General features: G+C 67.6%; 13 protein-coding genes. 9 read left to right on the top strand and 4 right to left on the bottom strand.

The features are described from left to right. Positions 1-17 precede the first annotated feature (17 nt). Together ACYVG8_RS02485 and ACYVG8_RS02480 are read right to left on the bottom strand one after the other, a co-directional pair. Positions 18-293 carry a PepSY domain-containing protein gene (locus ACYVG8_RS02485; RefSeq protein WP_028499570.1) on the bottom strand — a complete coding sequence of 92 codons (276 nt, stop codon included), beginning with the start codon at positions 291-293 and terminating at the stop codon, positions 18-20. A 152-nt stretch (positions 294-445) separates the two neighbouring features. Further along, positions 446-1,141 (bottom strand): Crp/Fnr family transcriptional regulator, encoded by a 696-nt coding sequence (locus ACYVG8_RS02480; protein ID WP_199905562.1) that lies wholly within the window; start codon positions 1,139-1,141, stop codon positions 446-448. 65 nt (positions 1,142-1,206) lie between these two features. Between ACYVG8_RS02480 and ACYVG8_RS02475 the strand changes: the two genes are divergently transcribed. The 5 genes from ACYVG8_RS02475 to ACYVG8_RS02455 are packed head-to-tail and all read left to right on the top strand — an operon-like array spanning position 1,207 to position 6,245. After that, positions 1,207-2,202 (top strand): ABC transporter substrate-binding protein, encoded by a 996-nt coding sequence (locus ACYVG8_RS02475; protein ID WP_460744974.1) that lies wholly within the window; start codon positions 1,207-1,209, stop codon positions 2,200-2,202. Continuing rightward, entirely contained in the window at positions 2,199-2,981 is a 783-nt protein-coding gene (locus tag ACYVG8_RS02470) for an ABC transporter permease (protein WP_028499567.1), read from the top strand. The genes ACYVG8_RS02475 and ACYVG8_RS02470 overlap by 4 nt, the downstream gene beginning before the upstream one ends. Then, entirely contained in the window at positions 2,974-3,675 is a 702-nt protein-coding gene (locus ACYVG8_RS02465; RefSeq protein ID WP_028499566.1) for an ATP-binding cassette domain-containing protein, read from the top strand. Before ACYVG8_RS02470 ends, ACYVG8_RS02465 begins: the two co-directional genes overlap by 8 nt. Continuing rightward, complete coding sequence (locus ACYVG8_RS02460; RefSeq protein WP_028499565.1) at positions 3,672-4,112, top strand: CopD family copper resistance protein; 441 nt, start codon at positions 3,672-3,674, stop codon at positions 4,110-4,112. Before ACYVG8_RS02465 ends, ACYVG8_RS02460 begins: the two co-directional genes overlap by 4 nt. A 30-nt stretch (positions 4,113-4,142) precedes the next feature. After that, entirely contained in the window at positions 4,143-6,245 is a 2,103-nt protein-coding gene (locus ACYVG8_RS02455; protein ID WP_460744973.1) for a TonB-dependent receptor family protein, read from the top strand. A gap of 6 nt (positions 6,246-6,251) precedes the next feature. Here ACYVG8_RS02455 and ACYVG8_RS02450 read toward each other — a convergent pair whose 3' ends face one another. After that, positions 6,252-7,571, bottom strand: a complete 1,320-nt coding sequence (locus ACYVG8_RS02450) for a methyl-accepting chemotaxis protein (RefSeq protein WP_107889254.1) — start codon at positions 7,569-7,571, stop codon at positions 6,252-6,254. Between the two features lie 336 nt (positions 7,572-7,907). Here ACYVG8_RS02450 and ACYVG8_RS02445 point away from each other — a divergent pair, with 336 nt between their 5' ends. From ACYVG8_RS02445 to pbpC, 3 genes are all read left to right on the top strand, one after another. Then, a complete protein-coding gene (locus tag ACYVG8_RS02445) occupies positions 7,908-8,690 on the top strand; it encodes an acetoin reductase (RefSeq protein ID WP_036386144.1) in 783 nt (260 codons plus the stop codon). A 241-nt stretch (positions 8,691-8,931) separates the two neighbouring features. Continuing rightward, complete coding sequence (locus tag ACYVG8_RS02440) at positions 8,932-14,625, top strand: alpha-2-macroglobulin family protein (RefSeq protein WP_460744972.1); 5,694 nt, start codon at positions 8,932-8,934, stop codon at positions 14,623-14,625. Continuing rightward, positions 14,622-16,796 (top strand): penicillin-binding protein 1C, encoded by a 2,175-nt coding sequence (gene pbpC / locus ACYVG8_RS02435; RefSeq protein WP_460744971.1) that lies wholly within the window; start codon positions 14,622-14,624, stop codon positions 16,794-16,796. The genes ACYVG8_RS02440 and pbpC overlap by 4 nt, the downstream gene beginning before the upstream one ends. Before the next feature lie 317 nt (positions 16,797-17,113). Here the strand turns inward: pbpC and ACYVG8_RS02430 are convergent, their stop codons facing one another. Further along, the gene (locus tag ACYVG8_RS02430; RefSeq protein ID WP_460744970.1) at positions 17,114-19,963 is read right to left on the bottom strand and encodes a S8 family peptidase; all 2,850 of its coding nucleotides are present in this window, start codon (positions 19,961-19,963) and stop codon (positions 17,114-17,116) included. A gap of 412 nt (positions 19,964-20,375) precedes the next feature. On the opposite strand from ACYVG8_RS02430, the gene ACYVG8_RS02425 reads away from it, so the two are divergent. After that, complete coding sequence (locus ACYVG8_RS02425) at positions 20,376-21,377, top strand: DMT family transporter (RefSeq protein WP_460744969.1); 1,002 nt, start codon at positions 20,376-20,378, stop codon at positions 21,375-21,377. Positions 21,378-21,427: the final 50 nt, after the last annotated feature.

The following is a 21,427-nucleotide window of genomic DNA, read 5'->3' as shown; positions in this document are numbered from 1 at the left end:
AAAGAGGGGGTGAGGCGCTACTTGAACGTAGTCTGCACGATGCGGGCGGTGGCCGGGTCGACACGCAGTGCGACGCGCTGGCCATTACGGTCCCAGCCCTCGACTTCGACGCACTGGCGCTCCTGTTCGTAGCGCTTGAGCTTGTAGCCCATGCGCTTGACCTCGCTGAGCAACTGTTCATCACTCAGCCACTGGGCGCGAGGGGCATCAGTGCAGGGGGACGGCGTGGGCGGCGCGGCGTGTACGGCGGCGCCGGCCAACAGCAGCGGCATACAGATCAGGATGCGACGCATGACGGCAACTCCAGGTTCGGCATTCAGCGGGCCAGACGGTTGGCCGGTTTCACCATCGGGGCCGGTGTCAACCGTCTGAAAAAGCCCGACCATTACATCCGTCATGACTTAAACGCGTCTTAGCAGGCTGCATTGCCTGACCGGTGGTTCGTTCAGAAGGGGCGCGACGATGCACTTGCAAGCCGCTGCAGCGGCACGATGTCGCACAGCGCCCAGGTGCGTTGCCGTCCGCGAACCAGACCGCGCTGGGTCCATTCGGACAGCAGCCGGCTCAGGGTTTCGGCGCGAACGCCGAGATGGGCGGCCAGCTGGCGCTGGCTCAGCGGCAGCTGGACCGCGGTACTGTCCGCCGTGCGCGGCAGGCCGAGCAGGTAGGCCGCCAGCCGCTGCGATGCCGAGCTGCCGGTCAGCCAGTCCACCTGGTTCACATGCTGGTACAGCTGCTGGCTGACGACCTCGAGCAGGCGCATGGCGATATCAGGATGGGCCGCGCAGACCTGGTGCAGCGCGGCGCGCGACAGCCGGTGGACGGCCAGGTCGGTGCGTGCGCGCGCATTCATCGGATAGCGCGCATGGGCCATGAACATTGCCGCGATGGCGACCAGCTGGCCGCGCTCGTACAGGCGGAATACCCGCTCTTCGCCATCCTGGCCATAGCGCAGCATCTCGACGCTGCCGCTGATGACCAGATAGTAATGACCGGCCGGGTCCCCCTCGCGAAACAGCTGTCCGCCCGCCGCCACCCGCCGCACCGACGCGCCGAGGGCCAGTGCATCGAGCACGGTGGCCGGCTGGCTGCGAAACAGCGGGTGCCCGGACAGCAGGGGGAGGGACGGGACGTCCGGCATGCGTTTTTCCTGCGTCATGACATATGTCATTGGGGGTGTGGGTCTCATGCAGCGAAAATGACCGCATGAGAATAATTCGTATTATCAAATCAATCAATACGGCCCGGCATGCCGCGGCCGCGCTGTGTCTGCTGCTGGCCGGCACCGCCGGTGCGGCGGAGACGCGCCCGCCGCTGACACTGGCCGGGCCGGCATCGGTGGTCAGCTTCCCGCTGCTGCACATGATCGACAGCGGGGCACTGAAATCCCATGCGGACCGGGTGACGTTCCGGCTGTGGCAGAACCCCGACCAGTTGCGCGTGCTGCTGGCCAATGGCCAGGCCGACTACACCGCTGCGCCGGCCAATCTGCCGGCACTGCTGGCCAATCGCGGCGAGCCGGTCCGGCTGCTGAACATTTCGGTATGGGGCCAGCTGTGGCTGGTCAGCCGCGACCCGCAGGTCAGGCGCTATGCCGACCTGTCCGGCAAGGTGCTGCTGACGTCGTTCTCGCGCGATCTGCCGGCCATTCTGCTCGACGAAGTGCTGCGGGCGGAGCGCGTGGCCGGCAAGGTCACGCTGCGGCGCACCCGCGACATGCAGGATGCGGTCGCGCTGATGCTGGCCGGACAGGCCGATCACGCCGTGCTCGGCGAGCCGATGGCGTCGCTGCTGCTATGGCGCAATGCCCGGGCCGGCGGTGCGCCGCTGTACCGCTCGCAAAGTCTGGCTTCGGCGTGGCGCGAGGCCTTTCCGGGCCAGCCGGCGCTGCCGCAGGCCGGGCTGATGGCCAGTTCACGCCGCGCACCGGACCTGGCGCTGTCGCGAGTGGTCGAACACGCGTACGCGGCCTCGGCCCGCTGGTGCGCGGCACAGCCGCGTGCCTGCGCCGAACTGACGCATCGCCATCTGCCGCAACTGCCGGTCGCCGCCATCGAGGCGTCGATCCGCGTCACCCGGCTCGACAGCCGCCCGGCCAGCGAAGTCCGTCCGCAACTGGAAGCGCTGTACCGGCTGATTGCCGACAAGCACCCGCAGGCGATCGGTGGCCGCCTGCCCGACGTCGGGTTCTACGGACCATGAGCGCGCCCCGTCTTGCCGTCTCGCGGCGAACGTCGCGGATCTGGGCGCTGGCCGGTGGGGCGCTGCTGTTGCTGCTGTGGCAACTGGCCGCGATCCGGCTGGGGCCGCTGCTGATGGCGACGCCGCTGCAGACGCTGGCCGCGCTGTGGCGCTTGCTGCACAGCGATGATTTTCATGCCCAGGCCGGGGCCAGCCTGCTGCGCATCGCCGCCGGCGTCGGGCTTGGCGCAGGGGCCGGCTTTGCGCTCGGCCTGCTGGCCGGTCTGTCACCACGGCTGCGCGGCCTGCTCGAACCGCTGCGCTGGTTGCTGATGGCGGTGCCGCCGGTGGTCGTGGTGGTGCTGGCCATGCTGTGGTTCGGCCTCGGTTCGGCCATGGTGGTGTTTATCGCCACGCTGATGGTTGCGCCCGGCATGTATGTGAACACGGTCAGGGGCATGCAGATGCTCGACCCGGCACTGGTCGAAATGGCTGCGGTCTACCGGCTGCGGCCGTGGCAGCGGCTCTGGCACCTGTATGTCCCGCATCTGGCTGCGCCGCTGACCGCCGCGCTGCTGATTGCCACCTGCGGTGGTGTGCGGGTGGTGGTGATGGCCGAGGTGCTCGGCGCCGACAGCGGCGCCGGCTTTGCGCTGGCCAATGCCCGCAGCACCTTCGACAGCGGCGAGCTGTATGCATGGGCGCTGCTGTTGCTGCTGCTGGTGGCGGTCCTCGAATTCAGCGTGCAGCAACCGCTGCAGCGCCGGCTGACCCGCTGGCAGGAGGCAAACCATGCTTGAACTGCGCGGGGTATCCATCGATCGCGGCGGTCGCCGCATTGTCGATGGCGTTGATCTGCAACTGCGTCCCGGCGAGCACCTCGGTCTGCTCGGTGTCAGCGGCAGCGGCAAGAGTTCGCTGCTGAAACTGGCGGCCGGGCTGCTGGTGCCATCGCAGGGCGGCTACCGCAATGACTTTGCCCACCCGCTGCTGGTGTTCCAGGAGCCGCGGCTGCTGCCCTGGCGGCGCGTGCGCGCCAATGTGGAAATTCCGCTGCGTGCCGCCGGCTGCGGTGCCACCGAGGCGCGCCGGCGGGCCGGCGAGTGGCTGGAGCGGGTCGGCCTGGGCGCACAGGCTGATGCCTGGCCCGGGCAGTTGTCCGGCGGCATGGCGCAACGGGCGGCACTGGCCCGTGCCTTTGCGCTGGAGCCGGACCTGCTGCTGCTCGACGAGCCGTTCAGCGCGCTTGATCCGGGCCTGCGCGCGTCACTTGGCGAGGTCTGCCGTTCCTTGCTGGCGCAGACCCGCGCGGCGCTGATCTGCGTCAGCCACCACCCGGACGAACTGGTCGGGCTGGTCGACCGCTGTGCCTTGCTCGATGCCGGCTCGCTGCGCCGGTTCGATATTGACGACCGCCGTCCCGGCCAGTCCCGCGACCAGGTCGCCGCCGCCCTGCATGCCGCCCTTGTCCACCCCGGAGTGTTGTCCCGATGACTTATCCCGTCCTGCTGATCCTGCACCTGTTTGCCGCGCTGATCTTCATCGGCACGGTGTTTTTCGAAGTCCTGATCCTGGAAGGCGTGCGCAGGCGAATGCCGGCGGCGTCGATGCGCGAGCTGGAACAGGCGATCTCCGCCCGTGCCCGGTCGCTGATGCCGTGGGTGCTGCTGGTGCTGTTCAGCGCCGGCCTCGGCCTTGGCTGGCATCACCGCGCAGCGCTGATGACGCCGCTCGCCGGCGGCTTCGGCACGTTGCTGGCGCTGAAGATCGCCCTGGCGCTGAGCGTGTTCGGCCACTTCCTGCTCGCCATGCGCTGGCGGGGGTGCGGACAGATGAGTTCGGTCCGCTTCCGCCGTCTCCACCTCAGCGTGTTCTGTCACATGGTCGCCATCGTGCTGCTCGCCAAAAGCATGTTCTACGTGCACGGCTGAGCGGCGCCCCCATCCTGAAAGAGAGTTCCGATGTTCCCGAATGCGTTCCAACGCCCGCTGCTGGGCCTGGCGATCGCCGCTGCCCTGCCGGCGGCCACCCTCGCCGATGACGAAGTCGTGCTGACGCCGGTGGTCGTGTCCGACCGGCAAGGACAGGCCGTGCCGCTGGCGCCGACGGCCGGGCAGGCCCGCGCGAAACTGGCCCGCGTGCCTGGTGGTACCAATCTGGCCGAGCCGCAGCAGGAAACCCGGCTGGCGACGCTGCGCGATGCGCTCGACTACCAGCCGGGCATCATCATCCAGGACTTTTTCGGCGGCGCGGACCAGCCCCGGCTGAGCATTCGCGGTTCCGGTATCCAGAGCAATCCGGTCAATCGCGGCGTGCTGCTGCTGCAGGACGGGCTGCCACTGAACGAGGCCGACGGGTCATTCATCATCGGCCTGCTCGAACCGCGCAACAGTGCATTCATTACCGCGCGGCGCGGCGCCAACGCGACGACGCCGGGGGCGACCACGCTCGGCGGCGAGCTGGACTTCCAGTCGATGACCGGCGCGGACGGGCGCGGGCAGTTGCGGCTGGAAGGCGGCAGTTTTGGCCGTCAGGCGCTGCAGGCCGCCGTCGGCGGGCAGGGCGAGCAGCTCGACGGTCGCCTCAGCGTCAGCGCCGACAACTACGACGGCTACCGTCATCACTCGGGATCGACGCGCAGCAGCGTGCAGGCCAATACCGGCTTCCGTCTTGGCGACCGCTTCGAGAACCGCAGCTATCTGTCGTGGACCGACCTGCAGTTCGATATCCCGACCGTGGTGCCCAGGGACCGCATCGACAGCAATCCGCGCGGCGTCATGGGGGACGGCAATACCGCGCAGGACAAGCTGCTGAATGTGTACAGCCGCGACCCGCGCCGTGCCGCGCGCCAGCTGCGGCTGGCCAACCGTTCGCAATGGGGAGACGACGCACTGCGGCAGGGGTTTGGCGTGTACTGGCAGAATACGGACGACCGCTTCAACAACCAGACCAGCACCACCGTGACCGGCAGCGAGACGGTCGGCGCGCAGTGGACGCTGGACGGCAAGTGGCGGCAGCTCGATTACCGGCTGGCGCTGGCGTGGTCGCGCAGCGACATGGATCGCGAGCTGTATGCGACCAGCCCGAAGACCGGCCAGCCGATGCAGCGTTTCGGCAACTATGCGCTGCAGGCGGAAAACCGCGAGGCGCTGGCCGGGCTCGGCTGGCAGTTCGCACCGGACTGGCAACTGGTCGGCGAGGTCAAGTGGAGTCATGTGGTGCGGGATGCGCGCAGCCGCGACGACGGCTCGTCGCTGGACCAGTCCTGGGACTATGCCACGCCAAAAATCGGCCTGAACTGGACGCCGAGGCCGGGCCTGCGCGGCTACGCGAATATCAGCCGCAGCAACGAGGCACCGACCTACTGGGAAATCGTCAGTGGGGAAGTGTCGCCGCAGAATCCGGCCGGCGCCCGCGCGGAACTGGTCAAACTCGGGGTGCAGAAGGCGACCACGTTCGAGATCGGCACCGAGGCCGAGCTGCTGGCCGGCCGGCTGAACGGGTCGCTGACGGCGTATTACAGCGATGTCGATGACGAACTGATCTCGACCACCGACGGCTACGGCATCAGGGTCGGCACCTACAACTATGCCGGCGGTACCCGCCACCAGGGGATCGAGGCCGGGCTGAACGGCTCGCTGCCGGTGACGGCCAGCGGCGCCATCGACTATCGGCTGGCGTGGACCTACAGCGATTTCCGTTTTCGCGGCGGCGAATTCGCCGGCAATCAGATCGCCGGCGTGCCTCGCCATCTGATCAGCGCCGAACTGCTGTACCGGACCGGCGACTGGCGCTTCGGCCCGAATGTGCGCTGGCTGCCGCAGGCGACACCGACCGACCATGCCAATACGTCGTCGATCTATCAGGACCCGTATGCACTGCTCGGCTTCAAGGTCGACTATCGCCGCAACAAACAGCTCAGCCTGTTCCTGCAACTGGACAATATTACCGACGAGCGCTACGCCAGCAGCTACGCAATCCGCAACAAGGCAACCGCCGCCCAGCCGGGCTTCCTGCCCGGCAACGGCTTCAGCGTGTCGGCCGGGCTCGGTTACCGCTTCTGATGCCGATCAGGCCTTCAGTGTCGCGTACTGACCGATGGCGTCGACGACCGAGCGGGCGCCTTCGCTGATCCGGTTCATGGTGGCGCCGGTGGCCTCGGTCAGCGACACGCTCTGGCCGACCTGCGCCTGGACCTGTTCCATATGGCTGACGGCGGTCCGGGTCCGTTGCTGGATCTCGGACACCATGGCACCGATCTCGGCGGTCGACGAAGCGGTGCGCTCGGCCAGCTTGCGCACCTCGTCGGCGACTACGGCGAAGCCGCGGCCGGTTTCGCCGGCACGCGCGGCTTCGATGGCCGCGTTCAGTGCCAGCAGATTGGTCTGGTCGGCGATGTCCCTGATGGTCTGCACGATTGATGTGATCTGGCCGGAACGGGCGCCGAGCGCCTGCACGTTCTCGCCGGCCTGACCAATGCTGTCTGCCATCTTCTGGATCTCGTCGACATTCAGGCGGATCGAGTCGACGGCGGAATTGGACATCGACAGCGTGTCCTGCGACACGCGGTAGGCGAAGCGCGCACTTTCGCTTTCCTGCTGTTGCTGGAGCACGTTGGCCGTCACGTCGCTGGCGAACTTGATCACCGAGATGACCGTGCGGCCATCGCTGCCGAATACCGGGTTGTAGCTGGCTTCCAGCCAGCGCGGCGTGCCATCGCGGGCAATGCGCTTGATCTGCCCGCTGAACAGCTTGCCGCTGGCCAGGTTGTGCCAGAACGCCTGGTATTCGGCGCTGGCCGTGAATTCGTCTTCGCAGAACAGCCGGTGGTGCTTGCCCCGGATGTCGTCCAGCCGGTAGCCCATCACGTTCAGGAAGTTGTCGTTGGCATCGCGGACCAGGCCGTCCGGCGCGAATTCGATCACCGCCATCGCGCGATCGATCGCATTCAGCTTGGCCTGCATGACCGCCTCGGCATCGACGCTGGCGGTGATGTCGGTGGCGAATTTCATGTAGCGGACCACCCTGCCGGTCGGGTCCAGGATCGGGTTGTAACTGGCTTCCAGCCAGACGATGCGGCCGTCGGCGGCCTTGCGCCGTACCCGGCCACTGAAGGATTCGCCACGCTTGAGCCGCTCCCAGAACTGCCGGTAGGCCGGGCTGGCGGCGTCTTCCGGCAGGCAGAAGGTCGCATGTTTCCTGCCCACGACTTCTTCGCTGTCCCGATAACCGAGCGTGCGCAGGAAATTGGCGTTGGCGCTCAGCACCGTGGTGTCGGGATCGAAGGTGATGATGGCCGAGGCGCGGTCCAGCGCCTGCATGATCGCAGCCTGCTCATCGACCTGCTGCTGTAGCGCTGCGCAGGCCTGCTTCAGTTTGTTGTTGAACATTGCAGTCGTCTTTTCATACGGGCTTGATGGCGTATATGTTTTTCCCTCCGGTCCGGGCGGGCAACGGCAGGGCAAACGTGTAGTCTGGCGTGCTTATGACACAAATATTGTGTTCAGGTACAAATACTTGACAGAGATTCTCGCCAGGCATGCCCCGCCGTTGCAGGGAAAGCCTGGCCGGGGGCAGACCGGCTTGCCGCCGTCATTTTACTCCGCGGGTCCGCAAGTCGAGCTGCCGGGAGCCGTTCTGATGTCGCAGGGCAAACCCTCGTGCCGGAAAACGGAGCAGAATCGGATACGGATCCACCGTATTACCCACATCCGGAAGGAAACATCATGCGCACTATTGATGGAAAAGTGGCCCTGGTTACCGGGGCTGGTCAGGGAATCGGCCGTGCCATTGCCTTGCGGCTGGCGAAGGATGGCGCGGATATCGCCATCGTCGACCTGCACCAGGACAAGATGGCCGCCGTGGCGGCCGAAGTGGCGGCGCTCGGACGCAAGGCCACGACTTTCGTGGCCGATGTCGGTGACCGCGATCAGGTGTACGCGGCGGTGGAGCATGCCGAGAAGACGCTCGGCGGCTTCGACATCATGGTCAACAATGCCGGCATCGCCCAGGTCAGGGCGCTGCTGGATGTCACGCCGGCGGAAACCGAGCGCATTTTCAGGATCAATGTCGATGGCGTGCTGTGGGGCATCCAGGCGGCGGCGAAGAAGTTCAGGGCGCGCGGGCACAAGGGCAAGATCATCAATGCCTCGTCGATCGCCGGCCATGAGGGCTATGCGCTGCTCGGCGTCTATTCCGCGACCAAGTTCGCCATTCGTGCGCTGACCCAGGCGGCGGCCAAGGAACTTGCCTCGTCCGGCATCACCGTCAATGCCTACTGCCCGGGCGTGGTCGGCACCGACATGTGGGTCGAGATCGACAAGGGCATGGTCGAAGCCACCGGTGCCGAACCGGGCGCGACCTATCGCAAGTTCGTCGAGGGCATCGCGCTCGGCCGTGCCGAGACGCCGGACGACGTGGCCGCCTTCGTGTCCTATCTGGCCGGTCCGGACGCCGATTACATGACCGGTCAGGCGCCGATGATCGACGGCGGGCTGGTGTACCGCTAAGGCGGCCACCGGTACCGTTTCCCGGCAACCCTGCTACGCCCGCCCGTTCGTCGTCGCGGAGTGTGTGGACAGTCTGAGCCCCGCTTGCGCGGGGCTTTTTCATGTATTTGCCGGGCGGTATCAGCAAACAGGCTAAACAGGTAAGGTAACGGCAGTTGTCGATTCCGTCCGCATGCGCTGCCCTTTCGGGGCTGTCGACCGCTGTTTTGCCCCTTTTTTTCGTCCTTGCCTGCCGATCGTCATGAAACTGAAAACCACCCATACCCTCGCCCTGCTCGCCATCGCCCTGGCTTCGCCGTGGTCGATGGCCGCGAGCGTGTTGTCCTTCTCCCCGCAGAACGAGGTGCGCGAGATCCAGCAGGTGCGGGCGACGTTTTCCGCACCGATGATCCGCATGGGCAATGTGTCCGCGCCGGCGCCGTTCGACATCGACTGCGCGCAGAAGGGCAACGGCCACTGGATCGACGATCGTTCGTGGGTCATGGACTTCCCGCACGGGGTGCCGGCGGCGACCACGTGCCGCTTCAGTGTCAGGCCGGCGCTGACCACGCTGGCCGGTGAGGCAATCAGCGGCCAGCGCCAGTTCCGCTTTTCCACCGGTCCGCTGGCGGTGGTGGAAAGCGCACCGTACAACGGCGGCACCATCGACGAGGACCAGACATTTGCCCTGCGTTTCAATGGCCGGGTCGCGGCTCCAGTGCCGATGTTCTGCCAGGTCGAGGGATCGCCGGAACGGCTGCCGGCCCGGCGTGTCGCCGCTGCTGACCGCAATGCGCTGATCAGGCACCTGGGCTGGCAGCAGCAGGCGGCCAATGTCGACGCGGTCAGCTGCGGCCAGCGCCTGCCGGCCGGCAAGCGGGTCAAGCTGGTGCTGACGCGTCCGGGCAGCGCCGAGCGGCAGACGCTGGAGTACCCGGTGCGCGAGGCCTTCAATGCCTCGTTCACCTGCAAGCGCGAAAGCGCAAAGGCAGCATGCATTCCGCTGCGTCCGGTCACGCTGCATTTCTCGGCGCCGGTCACGCGCAAGCTGGCCGAGCAGATCCGGCTGCGGACGCCGAACGGCGAGCGCAAGCCGGACTTCGGTCGCGACACCGAAAGCACGGTCTACGAGGTCAGCTTCAAGCCGCCGTTCCCGCCCAATGCCGCGTTTACCCTGACGCTGCCGGATGGCTTCAGGGATGACAGCGGTCGCACGCTGGACAACCGGGCCTCGTTCCCGCTCGCGTTCTCCACCGCCTCGGCACCGCCGCTGGCCAAGTTCGCCGCCGCGCCGTTCGGCATTGTCGAACTGAATGCCGACCCGGCCATCGCGGTCACGCTGCGCGACGTGGAGGCCGGCCTCGATGTCCGCCAGATCCAGGTCGGTGCCAGCAACCTGACCGTGACCGACGACCGCTCGATGATGGACTGGCTGGCCCGGGTCGAACGCTGGCACGAGACGACGACCCTGGTGCGCGGCAAGCCGGTGGAGACCCGCCGCCTGAGCCTGCTGCAGGGGCAGCGCGGCGTGCAGGCGATGCAGGTGCCGATGGCGCAGGACAAGAGCGGCAAGTGGCCGTTCTCGGTGGTTGGCATTCCGGCGCGCGAACCGGGCCTGCACGTGGTCGAACTGAAATCGCGCCTGCTCGGCAAGTCGCTGCTGGCCGAGGACGCGCCGATGTATGTGCGCACCGCGATGCTGGTGACCAATCTTGGCGTGCACCTGAAGCGCGGGCGGGACAATGCGGCGGTGTGGGTGACCACGCTCGACCGCGCCCGGCCTGTGGCTGACGCGCGGGTGTCGGTCTACGACTGCCGCCGCGAGCTGTTGTGGCAGGGCAAGACCGATGCGCAGGGCGTGGCCCGCATCGACCAGCCGCTGGATGAAGCCGGGCGCTGCCCGGACGGCGGGCTGTACGGGCTGTTTGTCACTGCGCGCAAGAAGGATGCGCAGGGCCGCGAGGACGTGTCCTTTGTGCGTTCCGGCTGGAACCAGGGGATCGAGCCGTGGCGCTTCCCGGTGCCGACCGACACCACGCCGCAGCCGACCGTGCGTGCCAGCACCGTGTTCGACCGGCCGCTGTTCCGCGCCGGCGAAACGGTGTCGATGAAGCATTTCCTGCGCGTCGAGACCGCTCGCGGTCTGGCATTGCCGAAGGCCGGGCAGTTGCCGGACCAGATGACCGTGACCCATGAGGGCAGCGGCGAGGAGTACCGTTTCCCGCTGGACTGGCGCGGTGGGCGCCATGCCGAATCGAGCTTTGCCCTGCCGAAGGCGGCCAGGCTTGGCATGTACTCGGTGACGCTGACGCGCAAGCCGACCCGCCAGTCGGGCGACACCCGTCCTGCCAGTATCGATCTGGACGGCATCACCCTGTACACCGGCCGCTTCCGGGTCGAGGAGTTCCGCCTGCCGGTCATGCGGGGTCAGCTGGGCACCGATCCGAAGACCACCATTGCGCCGGGCCGGATACCGGTGCGGGTGTCGATGGCCTACGGCACCGGGGGGCCGGCCAAAGGCCTGCCGGTGGAAGTCAGCGCCATGCTGCGCGCACGCTACGACCAGGCCGACGGCTATGACAATTTCAGTTTCGCCGCACCGGAAAGTGCGCGCGGCGAACCGCAGAAGTCGCTGGACGGCAAGGTGGTGCTGGACAAGTCCGCGTTCACCCTCGACGGCAACGGCAATGGCCAGACCGCCGTGCGCGAGCTGCCGAAGCTCGACCGGCCATACGACATGGTGATGGAGGCGACCTACAGCGACCCGAACGGTGAAGTGCAGACGCTGTCGCGCACGGTCACGCTGTGGCCGGCCGGCGTGCGCGTCGGGCTGGCGGTCGACGACTGGGTCGCAGCCGGCAAGCGGGTCAGCCTGAAGGCAGTGGTGCTGGATACCCGCGGGCAGCCGGTGGCCAATCGCACGGTCAGCGTCAGGGCGCGCCAGCATGAATACCTGTCGACCCGCAAACGGCTGGTTGGCGGTTTCTATGCGTATGACCATCAGGAAACCAGCAAGGATCTGGGCCAGGTCTGCGATGGCAAGACCGACCGCCGTGGATTGATGTTCTGCGAGATCGAACTGGCCCGGGAAGGCAGCATCGAGCTGATCGCCGAGGCCGATGACGGCAACAGCCACAGCGCCCGTGCCGCGCAGCGCATCTGGGTCAGCAACCGCGACGAGATGTGGTTCGACGTCGACAACAATGACCGCATCGACGTGCTGCCGGAACAGAAGCGCTACCAGCCGGGTGATACCGCCCGCTTCCAGGTGCGGATGCCGTTCCGCAAGGCGACGGCGCTGCTGGCCATCGAGCGCGAGGGCGTGATCGAGACCCGGGTGATCGAACTCAGCGGCAAGGACCCGTCTTTCGAGCTGAAGATCGGGCCGGACTGGGCGCCGAACGTCTATGTGTCAGTGCTGGCCGTGCGTGGCCGCGTGCGTGAGGTGCCGTGGTATTCGTTCTTTACCTGGGGCTGGAAGACGCCGCGCGACTGGTGGGATGCCTTCCGCAACGAGGGCGGCGAATACCAGGCGCCGACCGCCATGGTCGACCTGTCGCGACCGGCCTTCAAATACGGGCTGGCGGAAATCACCGTCGGCAGCGCCGGCCACCAGCTGGCGGTGACGGTGACGCCGGACAAGCCGGTATATTCGATCCGCAAGACGGCGACGGTCAGGGTCCAGGTCAAGCTGCCGAACGGCCAGCCGGTTCCGGCCGGCACCGAAGTGGCGTTCGCGGCGGTGGACGAGGCCTTGCTGGAACTGCAGCCGAACACCAGCTGGAATCTGCTGGACGCCATGCTGCAGCGACGCAGTTATGGCGTGGAGACCTCGACCGCGCAATTGCAGGTGGTCGGCAAGCGCCACTTCGGTCGCAAGGCGCTTGAGCCGGGCGGCGGCGGCGGCTTTGCGCCGACGCGCGAGCTGCTGGATACCCTGCTGACCTGGCAGCCGCGGGTGGTGCTGGACCGGACCGGCAGCGCCACCGTCAGCGTACCGCTGAACGATGCGCTGACCCGTTTCCGGCTGGTGGCGATCGCCGACGCCGGCCCGGCGTACTTCGGCACCGGATCGGCCACCATTACCGTGACCCAGGACCTGCAGATCACCGCCGGCATTCCGCCGCTGGCGCGATCCGGCGACCGGGTCGAGGCCGGCATCACCGTGCGCAACGGCTCCGGCCGGGCGATGAAAACGGTAGTGGAGGCACAGGCGCCCGGCCTGCCGGCACTGGCTGCGCAGACGGTGCAGATTCCGGCCGGCGAGGCACGCGAGGTCAAATGGAATGTGGTGGTGCCGGCCGGCATCACCACCCTGCCGTGGACGCTGACGGCGAAGGAGCAGGGTGGTGAACACGCGCAGGACCGGCTGGCCTTCAGCCAGCAGGTCGAAGCGGCCACGCCGGTCACGGTGCAGCAGGCCACGCTGCGCCAGCTGGATGGTGAACTGGCGATCCCGGTCGGCCTGCCGCCGGGGGCCGAGCCGGGCCGCGGTGGCGTCTCGGTGCAGTTGCAGGCGCGGCTGGCCGACGAACTGCCGTCGGTGCGCGACTGGTTCCGGCGCTATCCGTTCACCTGCCTCGAACAGCGTTCGTCGATCGCCATCGGCCTGGACGACAAGGCGCGCTGGGACGCGATCATGGCCGAGCTGCCGACCTATCTGGACGGCGACGGGCTGGCGCAGTACTTCCCGTCCCAGGAAGGCAGCCGCGCCAGTGGCAGCGACACGCTGACCGCCTATCTGCTGTCGGTATCGAACGAAGCCGGCTGGACGATTCCCGATGCGGCGCGCGAGCGCATGCTGACCGGGCTGACCCGGTTTGTCGAAGGGCAACTGCGGCGTGATCTGTGGATGCCGCGCGATTCCGGCGATGCACGCCGGCTGGCGGCGCTGGAAGCGCTGTCACGCTACGACCGTGCCCGGGCGCGTCAGCTCGATACCGTGACCATCCAGCCGAACAGCTGGTCGACGGCGATGCTGATCGACTGGCTGTCGCTGCTGCAGCGCCTGCCCGATGTGGCCGACCGTGACGGCAAGCTGCATCAGGCCGAACAGATCCTGCGCAGCCGGCTGACCTATCAGGGCACGCGGCTGGTGTTCTCCACCGAACGTGATGACTACTGGTGGTGGCTGATGGGCAACGCCGACGTCAATGCGGCGCGACTGCTGCTGATCGCCAGCAAGGTGCCGGGCTGGAAGGACGATGCGCCACGGCTGCTGACCGGATTGCTGGCGCGGCAGCAGAAGGGCGCCTGGTGGACCACCAATGCCAATGCCTGGGGCACGCTGGCGGTGAAGCGTTTCGGCAGCCAGTTCGAAACCCGGCCGGTGACCGGCCAGGTGCAGCTGGCGCTGGGCGCCGGCAAGCGGACCGTGCCCTGGACCACGCCGCAGCCGGCAGCGGTGATGCTGCCGTGGCCGGGACGCGGTCAGGCCTCGCTGACGCTGGCCCAGCAGGGCAGCGGTGCGCCATGGGCGACGGTGCAGGTGCTGGCGGCCGTGCCGCTGGGGGCGCCGCAGGCGGCCGGCTACAGCGTCAAAAAAACCATCACGCCGGTGCAGCCGAGCGTGTCCGGCCAGTATTCGCGCGGCGATGTGCTGCGGGTGAAACTGGACATCAGCGCCCAGGCCGGCATGACCTGGGTGGTGGTCGACGACCCGGTGCCGGCCGGTGCCAGCATTCTCGGCAGCGGCATGGGCCGCGATTCGCAGATCGCCACCCAGGGCGAACAGCAGAGCGGTGACGCGTGGCCGGCCTATGTCGAGCGACGCTTTGCCGGCTATCGCGCCTACTACCAGTACGTGCCGCGCGGCGGCTTCAGCGTCGAGTACAGCATGCGGCTGAACAATGCCGGCGTGTTCCGGCTGCCGCCGACCCGGGTGGAGGCGCTGTATGCGCCGGACGTGTTCGGTGCGGCGCCGAATCCGCCGTTCACGGTAAAGGCGAAGCCGTGAGGCTGGCCGGAACCGGGCGCGGGCTGGCGCTGCTGGCCGCGCTGATCATCGCGCCGGCTGTGCAGGCAATGCCGGACTTTCAGCAGGTCAAGGCCGGCTGGCGTTCGTCCGACGTGGCCCTGATGGATCGTAACGGCCAGCCGCTGCAGCGCATGCGGGTCGATGCGCGGGTGCGCCGGCTGGACTGGGTCACGCTGACCGACATCTCGCCGGCCATGCGCCAGGCGCTGGTGATGTCGGAGGACCGTCGCTTCTATCAGCACAGCGGGGTGGACTGGTCGGCGGTGGCCGCCGCCAGCTGGGGCTATCTGTGGAACCAGCGCACGCGTGGCGCCTCGACACTGACCATGCAGCTGGTCGGCCTGCTGGACGACGATCTGCGGCGCGGCGCGCAGCGGCGCTCGCTGGTGCAGAAAGTCGGGCAGGGGGTCAGTTCACAGTGGCTGGAGCGCCGCTGGAGCAAGGCGCAGATTCTCGAGGCATACCTGAATCTGGTCAGTTTCCGGGGCGAGATCGTCGGTCTGGATGCGCTGGCGGCGTCGATGTTCGACAAGTCGCCGTCAGGGCTGAATGCCCACGAATCCGCGATCGCCGTGGCGCTGATCCGCGCCCCGAATGCCAGTCCGGCCCGGGTCGCGCAGCGCGCCTGCGGCATTCTGCGCGACATGGGCCGCGTCGGCACAAAGGCGCAGGACTGCGCCCGGATCGATGCCGAAACCCGCTTTGCGCTGGCGCGGCACGGCAATGACTATCTGCGCGGCGAGCAACTGGCGCCGCATTTCGCCCGCAAATTGCTGGCGCGGTCGCCGCAGGCGGCCGGCAGCACCGTTCGCACCACGCTGGACGGCGATCTGCAGCGTTTCGCCACCCGTGTCCTGCGCCGGCAGCTGGCCGATCTGCGCCAGCGCAATGTCGAGGATGGGGCGCTGCTGGTGCTGGACAATGCCAGCGGCGACATTCTGGCCTGGGTCGGCTCCAGTGGCGATCTGTCGCGGGCCGGCGCGGTCGATGGCGTGACCGCCCTGCGCCAGGCCGGTTCGACGCTGAAGCCGTTCCTGTACCAGATCGCGCTGGAAGGGCGCTGGCTGACGGCGGCGTCGCTGCTGAACGACAGCCCGCTCGACCTGCGGACAAGCAGCGGCCTGTATGCGCCGCAGAACTACGAAAAGGATTTCAAGGGGCCGGTTTCGGTCCGTACCGCGCTGGCCTCGTCGCTGAATACGCCGGCGGTCCGCACCATCGAGATGGTCACGCCGAACCGGCTGCGCCAGCGTCTGTACGACCTCGGCCTGAGCAGCCTGTCCGAGTCCGGCGACTACTACGGTTACAGCCTGGCGCTGGGCTCTGCCGATGTCCGGCTGCTGGAGCTGGTCAATGCCTATCGCACGCTGGCGACCGGGGGACTCGGCAGTCCGCTGCGCTGGCAGGTCAGGGACCCCCGGCCGGCGCCGGCCCGGCAGCTGGATGCGCGCAGCAGCTTCATCATCAGCGACATTCTGTCCGACCGCACCGCGCGGGCCCGCACCTTCGGTCTGGAAAGTGCGCTGGCCACCCGCTTCTGGAGTGCGGTGAAGACCGGTACCAGCAAGGACATGCGCGACAACTGGGCGGTGGGCTACTCGCGCCGCTACACGGTCGGGGTGTGGGTCGGCAATGCCAGTGGTGCGCCGATGTGGGACGTGTCCGGCATGCACGGTGCGGCGCCGGTCTGGCTGGCACTGATGAACCGGCTGCACGATGGCGTACCGTCACGCCCGCCGGCACCGCCAGCCGGGGTGGAGCGACGCCAGGTGCGCTTCGAGCGGAACGTCGAAGTCGCCCATCGCGAATACTTCCTGCCCGGTACCGCGCGCGACATGATCTACGCGGCCGATGATGACCGCCGCAGCCGCACGCGCGGCATCGGCAATCCGGTCGATGGTGCGATCTATGCGCTGGACCCGGACATCCCGCCGCAGAACCAGCGCGTGGTGTTTCGCGCCAGCGGCATTGCCCGGCCGCAGTGGTGGCTGGATGGCAGGCTGCTCGGCAGCGGGGCGACGCTGGCCTGGTTCCCGATGCCCGGGCGCCACGTGCTGCAGCTGCGCGACCGTCAGCAGGTGATCGAGCAGGTACGGTTCGAAGTGCGCGGGGCGTTTCTGAAAGCGGGGACGGTCAGGAAGGGGACGTGATGCCGGCATCGCCAGGGCGATCGCACTGGGTGTGCTTCCCGACCACGGCAGACCCGCAAGCCTGTTGACCAACAGGCTCCAGACTGCTCATGAAGGTGGGCACAGACAGTTGCAGTGGCGTCGGTGCACGCCCGACTGACAGAAACTGTCGTGAACACGGCAGTCTGCCTGATTGAATCCTGCCTCTTCCGTCCCCGCCGCCGCGGGGAAACCTCGCTTCGCTCGTCCATTCTTCGTGGACGGGGTTTGTGGACAGTCTGAAGTCTGTTGAGCAACAGGCTCGGGTTGTTCGCTGTCCGGCATTCTGTCCTGCCGACTCAGAATGCCCGGAACAGCTGCAGGCTGGCTGCACCACCGCTGTCCCCGCTGCCGGTCAGGCCGGCCAGACGCACCCGGGCGGTCCAGTCGGCATAGCGGGCGTCGAGCTTCAGACTGGCGGCGACGCGGTCCCGGCCGTGCCGCGCCGAGGTCTGCCCGACTGTGAAGCCGTCGATCCGGGTCTGGCTGTGCTGGCTGCTGCGACCGAGTGTGCGCTGGTAAGCGATGCTCAGACCGGGGAGCAGGGCCCAGCGTCCGCGCTGCCAGCGTTGTTCCAGATCAATGCCGGCCAGCGCGGTCTGCGTGGACAGCGTGCCGCGCTCGACGGAAAGGGGCAGTTCGCCGCCGTGCTCCCGGAACGCGCGCAGATGACCCCGGCTGCCCTGCAGACCGGCATGAGGCGTGATCATGCTGTCCGGCGTGGCCGGCCAGCGATAGCCGCCGGTCAGGCCGGCACTGTAAAGCCAGCCGCCGGTGTCGCCTCGCGTCTGCCCCAGCGGCGCCAGATTGCGCGTGATCGTACTGCTGGCGCGGCTGACGGCCAGTTGCCCGCCGATATACGGCCCGTGACCGAGCGCACGAAGCCCGTAGCGCGTCGCCACGCCCAGCTGGAGCAGGTCGGTCCGGGCGTGGGCGGAGACCGCGCTGACCGTGTCCTTGCCTGGCGAGAAACCGCCGCTGAACGCCAGCCGTTCGCTGACCGGCAGGCTGACCCCCAGCCGCAGCGTGCTGCTGTGCTCCTTGCTGGCGGCGATGCCGGGCCGGGCGCTGCTGCGCGCCCGCTCGCTGACCGCATCCAGCCACCAGCGCTTGCCACCCGGGACTTGTCCCGGGTGGCCCAGCTGCGTCTGCAAGGCGGACTGCAGTCGCAGCGGTTGCTGCAGCAGTGCCGCACCGAGGTCGGCATGGATCTGGCCACCGATGGTTTGCGGCAGGCTGCCGGCGTGCCCGGCCAGCGCCTGCTGCAACCAGCGGTTGTAGCGGCTGTCGCCCAGCGCCTGCGGATGATCGCGCAACTGATTGAGCAGGGTGGCGCCACGGGCGGCATTGGCCGTCAGCGCCTGCTGGCCGGGAAGCGTTTGTGGATGAACGGCGACACGGATGCCGTCGGGGGCGAACAGCAGGTCATGGCGCTGACCGGCGGCATTCAGCGCCGGGTCCTGCTGCAGGCGGTCGAAGCGGCCGTGGTAGCGTGCGCCGGCCGTGGTCCTGAGCAGTGGCCGGCTACCTGCCGTCAGACCGGACGGTATCAGTGTGCCGCCGAGCATGGCCTGGGCCCGGGAACCGGACAGCACGAGCGGTGCGGCGGCAAGCCGCGTGCGGCTGTGCCGTCCCAGGATCAGCGAGTGGTGAAAGGTCAGTGCACGCGATGCCTGCTGCGACGCCAGGCTGCCGTCGATCCGGGTCGGCGCCCGGATATCGCCGCTGCCGCTCAGGGTGCCTGCCGGTGCCACGTCCAGTGCCGGGCCCTCCAGCGAGCCGTCGACACGCAGCTCCCCGCCCTCGACCCGGCTTGACTGGCTGAAGACATGGGCCTGTTCCAGCGTCAGCAGCCCGTCATGCACGGTGACGCCGGCAAAGCGGTTCCGCATGCCTGCCAGCGACAGTGTGCCATTGCCGGCCTTGCCCAGCCGGCCGCCGGCGACGATATCGTTGCGCCAGACATCGCCCTCCGGGTCGCTGGCACGGTCGAGATGGTAGACCGGATCGCCAAGCAGCTGTTCCGGCCCCTGCAAGGCTCTGGCCACGTTCAGCCGGCCCCAGCCCTGGGCCTCGCTGACCCGCTCTGCGCCCTCGGGCGTTGCCGTACTGAGCATGACGCCGCGTACCTGGGCCATGGTCATGTACGGGAAGCGTTCCCTGATCAGCCCGGCTGCACCGCTGACCAGCGGCGCCGCGATCGAGGTACCCTGGACGCGCACCAGGTTGTAGGCCGGGCCGGCCCCGGCCGGGGCATGGCTGGCGCTGGCCGCATAGATGTCGCCCGGCGCACTCAGGCACCAGGCCTTGCTGACGCCGCACTGGTTCGAGTATGCCGCCAGCCGGCCTTCCGCATCCAGCGCAACCACGGACAGGAAATGGGGTTCGAGTTCAGGCAGGTAGCGCGGCAGGGTCGCCATCAGGCCCGGCTGGGCACGGTGCTCATTGCCGGCCGCGAATACCAGCAGGACATCCTGGCGGGCGGCGGCACGCAGGCTGTCGATCAGCGGCGCGTTTCCCGTGTCGAGTTGCCTTGCGCGTCGATAGGCGGTATCGACATCCGCCGGGCGATCACCGGCCGCTTCGTCATTCCAGCTGTTGTTGATCACGCGCAGCGCGGACACATTCCGGTACAGGGTGCGCAGGCCATGGCCGAGCAGTTGCTGGTCGAGAGGCTGGAACAGGGTGTTGTCATTGTCGGCCTCCGCGCTTTTGCTCCCGTGTGTCGTGGCGAAGATCACGTCGGAGGGGGTCATCGATGACAGGTACAGGTCAGCTTCGGGCGCGATGCCGCCGAGATAGCCAAGATCGGGATAGGCCTGCCCGGCAATGGCGGCGCTGACGGACGCACCGTGCGTGGCATAGCCGCGCTCGTCCCGCTGCAGTACGCGGGCGTCGAAAATCAGCGTGTTGCCGTCGATATTCAGGGTGCTGTCGAGCGGATGAAAATTGGGCCCGGACAATAACGGGTGCCGGACCAGAAAGCCCTTGTCCAGCACGCCGATGGCGACGCCCTTTCCCCTGAAACCGGCGCGCCGGGCGGCATCGGCGCCTGTAGCCGCGATTTCCCAGCTGACCGGCAGCGGTTCGGCCACTTGTGCGGGGGCGGCAGGGGCATAAAATGGTGCGGCAAGGGAAAGCGCCGTCATATTGCCAACCCGTTTCAAGCGGGCACCGGGCATGCATTTTCTCGCAGACATTTATAATCTCTATTAAATAAAAATTTGACCGCGGAAATAATTAGTGGCTTTGATTTGTCAATGACGTAATGGATAAAAAAAGCAGGGTCGAAGGGGCGTCAGGCAGGGTCTCTTCCAGCATGAGCGGGAATGAAAATATCGGTTGGCAATGCCTGATCACCCACTGAGCTGCCGGTAAAACTAGCGTTTTCCCGCTGCGATCGTCAAATCCGGTCTGAATACAACAGCCTTCGCCGGTGGCTGACAGGATTTAGCCAGACTAAATAGCCAGCCAGAACAAATCGTTTGAAGAATCGGCCTTTCCCCCTGAAAATCCGGGAAGCAGTTCCCCCGGTGCAGCATGCAAAGGTCACGGTCAATCATGAATCCCGCCAGTCTCGCCCGCCTGTTCCTGCTTGCCGCACTCTGGGGCGGCAGCTTTCTGTTCATGCGCATTTCGGCCCCGGTGCTGGGGGCCGTGCCCACGGCATTCGGCCGCGTGCTGCTGGGGGCTTTTGGCCTGCTCGCACTGGTGCTGCTGCTGCGGGTGCGGCTGTCGTTCCACGGCAAACTCGGCGCGGCGCTGGCGCTGGGAGTGATCAACTCCGGCATCCCGTTCCTGATGTACGCGCTGGCGGCCCGGGTGCTGCCAGCCGGCTACAGCGCCATTCTGAATGCGATGACCCCGTTGATGGGCGTGCTGGTCGGCATGGCCTGTTTTGGCGAGCGGATGACCGGCGCCAGGGCCGCCGGCGTACTGGTCGGGCTGGCCGGGGTCGCCGTCCTGACCCGTACCGGGCCGCTCGATGTCAGCGGGGCCGTGTTGTGGGGCGTGGCGGCCTGTCTGCTGGCGACGTTCTGCTATGGGCTGGCCGGTTTTCTGACCCGGCGCTGGATTACCGCACGCGGCGGCCTCGACAGCCGGATCGTCGCTCTGGGCAGCCAGATCGGTGCAGTATTGATGCTGCTGCCGTTTGCCGCCCTGGATGTTTCGACCCGTTCGATTCCCTGGGGCGAGGTGGAGGCCCCGGTGTGGATGTCGATGCTGGCGCTTGGCCTGCTGTGCACGTCGGCGGCCTACATTCTGTTCTTCAGACTGATTGCCGATGTGGGACCGCTGAAGGCGCTGACGGTGACTTTCCTGATCCCGCTGTTCGGCGTGTTCTGGGGCTGGCTGATCCTGGGCGAAGCTGCCACGCTGGCCCACGCGCTGGGTGGGGGCATGATTGCCGCCGCCCTGTGGCTGGTGCTGCGACCGATACCGGACGCGCGGCTGGCCACCACTGCGCCGCCCCCCGCCGCGTCGGCGCATTCGCCGGCATTGCCGGCGGCAGGTCCCGCCGGAGGCGATGGCGCGGCCGGCGAGGATGACTGGTCTGTCTGACCGGGACCGCCCGGGTCGCTCCGGTGCGGAAGGCCTCCATGGCGTCATCT

The organism is Microvirgula curvata (genome assembly GCF_054781615.1).
The sequence above is the reverse complement of the archived record's forward strand: the minus strand, read 5'-3'. Positions and strand labels throughout refer to the sequence as shown.